The sequence below is a fragment of the Cognataquiflexum rubidum genome (assembly GCF_022538115.1).
Taxonomy (GTDB): domain Bacteria; phylum Bacteroidota; class Bacteroidia; order Cytophagales; family Cyclobacteriaceae; genus Cognataquiflexum; species Cognataquiflexum rubidum.
This window is the reverse complement of sequence record NZ_JAKZAL010000047.1, coordinates 1-4,482: the sequence shown is the minus strand read 5'-3', so window position 1 is coordinate 4,482 and position 4,482 is coordinate 1. Positions and strand designations below refer to the sequence as shown.

At 40.8% G+C, this 4,482-nt stretch carries 2 protein-coding genes; one reads left to right on the top strand and one right to left on the bottom strand.

The features are described from left to right. Window positions 1-951: 951 nt before the first annotated feature. A complete protein-coding gene (locus tag MMU05_RS22890) occupies window positions 952-2,130 on the bottom strand; it encodes an ATP-binding protein (protein WP_241143983.1) in 1,179 nt (392 codons plus the stop codon). 403 nt (window positions 2,131-2,533) lie between these two features. On the opposite strand from MMU05_RS22890, the gene MMU05_RS22885 reads away from it, so the two are divergent. Next, window positions 2,534-4,225 carry a hypothetical protein gene (locus MMU05_RS22885; protein WP_241143982.1) on the top strand — a complete coding sequence of 564 codons (1,692 nt, stop codon included), beginning with the start codon at window positions 2,534-2,536 and terminating at the stop codon, window positions 4,223-4,225. Window positions 4,226-4,482 lie beyond the last annotated feature (257 nt).

Genomic DNA, 4,482 nt, shown 5'->3' with positions numbered 1-4,482 from the left:
GAGGTTTAGTGTAAGATTTATTTGATACTTAAAGTTACATTAACCTCTTGGCTTTACTTAATTTAAACATACAGGCTATCAGGTTTTCAAGTTTTCGGATTCCGTCACCCTGAGGTGCGAAGGGTCTCTCGGTGCTTGGGTTTGAATTTTGGGTTTGTTGAAGAAAAAAACATCACGCAAAGACGCAGGGACGCAAAGGGAAAATCTAAAACCCATTAATGGAAGTTGAGAACATTTTATTTTGGGTGGTGGAAAATTATAAAGTTCCTGTTTGCCAAAGACTTTACCTTGTCACCTCCCTGCCTACCGGACAGTCAGGGACGTAGGAGAGGCCTTTCTTTTTTTAAACAGACTCTTTAAATCCATTAATCCTAAAAAAACCAAGTTACTTCACTTTAACATGGATTTGTTTAAAGTTCTTTGGAGTAGTCAGTGTTAATGTGTCATTTTTTACCAAATACTCATATTCTGTAGGAGCTCCATTTACTTCAAGTATCAAATATTGACCCGTGGTTTTCCAATTAACAGTAGGAATGTCTAGATAAGAAAAATTTGAATTGCCATTTTGCTTTTCAGCAACTCTAAACATTTGCGCATCAAGCAACAGTCTACCGTCCCCATAGTAAATATTGATGTAACCTCTCCCTGCTGACCCATCAATGGTGTTATTGCTTCCATCAGGATTATAGGTTTTGATATGCTTCCATTTTCCTATTACAGCAGGGTCATATTTATTTTGGCCTACTTCAAAAAAACTCTCCAGAGGATTTTTTTTAGGGAGGTTTATCCGGCCAAATTTTGTTTCATATTTTCCCCATCCATTTCAAAGGCCATAAGCAAATAGCTTCTCATCTCCGCAAATAAAAATTAAAAAAACCGAGATGAAATTTGTTCTAACTGTCCTTATCTGCCTGCTAGGTTACCTCGGTTTTTTATAGAATATTTTCGCTTCTAATTCATTTTAATCAAAAAATCAAGAATGTTTAGGTGATGTATCCCTTCCCAATCTCCCTCATCAAATGGATCGTTCCAAGTGATTACATATTTGGGATAGTTGTCCTGGATCTGTGTGAGGTTTCCTACTTCCCTAAACCTCGTATTTTCCTCGACCATGGTCAGCGTCACCTGCACATAGAGTTTCGTCCCATCTTTTTCGGCCACAAAATCTATCTCCTTTTCTCCAAGCTTTCCAACATAAACCTCATAGCCTTTTCGCTTCAAATGAAGAAAAACAAGGTTTTCGAGCAATTTGTGTAAATCTCGGGCAGGATTATATCCCCTGATGGCATTTCTGAGTCCCAAATCTTCAAAATAGTACTTCTCTCCGACTTCGAAAATTTTCAAACCTCCGACATCAGACCTAGGCACTTTGTACACCACAAAAGCATTGGTAAGTGCATGGAGGTAACTTATCACCACAGGTACGGACAGGTTGATTTTTTGGGATTTCAAAAACTTGTGGATGCTATTGGCTGAAAGCAAGCTGCCGATATTTTCTGCAAGAAATGAAACCAGGTTTTCCAGCAAAAAAACATTTCTGATCCCTTCTCTTGCTACCACATCCTTAAGTAGAATGGTAGAATACACGTTTTTCAAATATTCGAAAGGCGCATTTCCATTCAAGCCCAAATGATGTAAAAAAGGCATTCCTCCGAATTTCACATATAATTCTAGGCTTTCAAAAGTTGCTTCCAAATGATGAAATCTTACAAACTCTCCGAAATCAAGACCAAAAATCTCCACCGATACATATCGCCCTGAGAGGAAAGTAGCGAGTTCCCCCGAAAGGATTACGGCATTGCTTCCGGTAAGGTATATGTCGCAGATATCCTTAGCGAGGAGGTGGCGAACAGCTTTTTCAAAATCCTTGATTTCTTGCACCTCATCAACCATCAGGAAATTTGGACAATCCTTTTTGATATTTTCCAACACAAAAGTCAATAAATCCTCGTGGCTTCCTATTTGACGAAATTCATCCCATTCCTTATTGACATAAATCACATTTCCATCAGGATACAGGCTCTTAATTTCATCGGTCAGTTGTCGGAGGACATAACTCTTCCCTACCCTCCTTTGTCCCAATAGCACTTTCACCAAGGGCTTTCCTACAAAAGGAAGGATTTTTTCCATGTATTGATACCGTTTGATATAGTCCATATTAATGTAATCTATACTTTATAAAAAGATCGAATTTCAATTTTTTATTAAATATACTTTATAAAAAAGTAATATGAAAATTTCAATTTCTCTCTACCGGCAGTTTGGCTGAATTTTACTTTAGCCATATTCACCTTATGTAAGTAAATTTATGGAGCATTTAAAAACTGCCAAAAACGTTTGTTATTGAATAACCTCCCCGCCCATGCAGGCTTGGGCCATCTGCATTTGCCGTTCCTCGACTTGCTATCTGCAGCTTTGCGGATTTACTATTTATTTTATATTCCTCCAAAAGCCCCACAAATTTCAAAACTTTTCAGCCTCCTTCCATTTTCCACTGTTTTTTTTAGCTTTACACCATTATAGCATCACCCCTATGAAAAAAATATTCCTTTTGACTTTTTGTCTTGCTGCTTTTTTTACCCTTGATGTTTTTGCCCAAGGTGCCTATGTTCCTTTCAACAGGGACTATTACCATATGCTGGAGCGGTACGAAATCAGGCTTGGCCGAAACAATGACAGTTTCCACACCGGATACAAACCGTTGAGGCGGGACCACCTCGCTTCTTATCTTGACTCCCTGTCTGCTTCTGACATTAACCTCAACAAGGCTGACGAATTCAATCTCAATTACCTCAACAATGACAATTGGGAATTTGTCAGTCAGGAAACAGAAAACTCCAAAAAGCCCTTTCTGAAGGCATTGTACAAAAAGCCCGCTGATTTCTTTTATTACAGGGATTCGGTGGTCGACATCCATATCAATCCGGTCATTTACTTGTCTGCGGGATTTGAACAAGGAGAAGAAGAGATGCGGTTCCGCAATTCACGCGGGATAGAACTCAGAGGCAGCATTGACAGAAAGGTCGCTTTCTACACCTACTTCACCTCGACACAGACCATCTTCCCAAGTTGGGTAAAGGACTACGCCGAACACAACGGCGCGGTGCCGGGCGAGGGTTTTTGGAAAAGGTACAACGAACAGGGATATGATTTCTTTTCGGCAAGAGGCCATATTGCTTTCAATTTTACCAAACATATAGAAGCACAGTTTGGGCATGATAGAAATTTTATCGGGGAAGGTTATCGCTCGATGGTGCTGTCGGATTTTTCCAATCCGGCCATATTTTTCAAGCTGAATACCAAAATCTGGCGATTTCAGCTGACAAACCTTTGGTCACAAAAAACCGCCGATATCATCTTTGACGGACAGGGCAGACCGACAGATGGGCGGTATCCGCAAAAATGGTTTTCCATCCACCGCCTCGGAATGAACATCGGGAAGAATTTTAATGTCGGAATTTTTGAGTCTGTAATGAAAAACCAGTTTGACTGGAACTACCTCAACCCAATCATCTTTTACCGGTGGGTAGAACAGCAACTCGGCACCCCGGACAAAGTAATGTTGGGAACGGATTTCAAATGGAATTTCACCCCCGGCATGCAGCTGTATGGACAATTGGCTTTGGACGAGTTCGTTTTCAATGAGTTTTTTGAAATCACAGGGGAAAATTCCTCCCGCAACAAACACGGCATCCAAGCCGGCTATAAGTATATCGATGCCTTCAAAGTCTCCAATTTGGACATTCAGTTGGAATACAACCAAGCAAGGCCTTACACCTATCAGGAAAAATTCGACTACCAATCCTATTCCAATTACCGTACGCCGCTGACCCACCCGCTTGGTGCCAACTTCAAAGAAGCTATCGGCATCATCCGCTATCAGCCTGAGTTCCTTCCAAGGTTGTTTGCCACATTTACCGGCATGTATCAATACTTCGGAGAAGATCCTGCTGAGGATGTCAATTTTGGGAAGGATGTCTTAAAAAACAGAACCGAAACCAATACCGGATTAGGCCTTTATGGCCATGTCATCGGACAGGGCGTGGAGACCACTGTCACGATGGCCAATCTGAACCTTAGCTATATGGTCAAGCAAAATGTATTTTTGGACATAAGCCATAGCTACAGAAAGCGAACCGCCGAAGATCTCCCAAGTCCAACCGTGACCAATTTCACCCAATTTTCCATCAGGATGAATATCGTGAGGAATGATTTTAATTTTTAGAATTGGTTATTGGGAAATGGTTATTGGGTTATTGGTTATTGGGTTATTGGTTATTGGGATGAATCGGATAATTTATGTCGCAATGACGTGAGTAGGTTGAATTTCTTTTAGAATTCTTGCCTTGGACTTGAATAGCCGGTACATCCCTGCCCGACGGCAGGCGGGGGTCTTCCGTCTTCGTCCCGATAGCTATCCATAGCCGTCAAGCTAACAAAAATAGAAACAGCTAGGAAGATATTGAAAAGGGTGTAGTATTC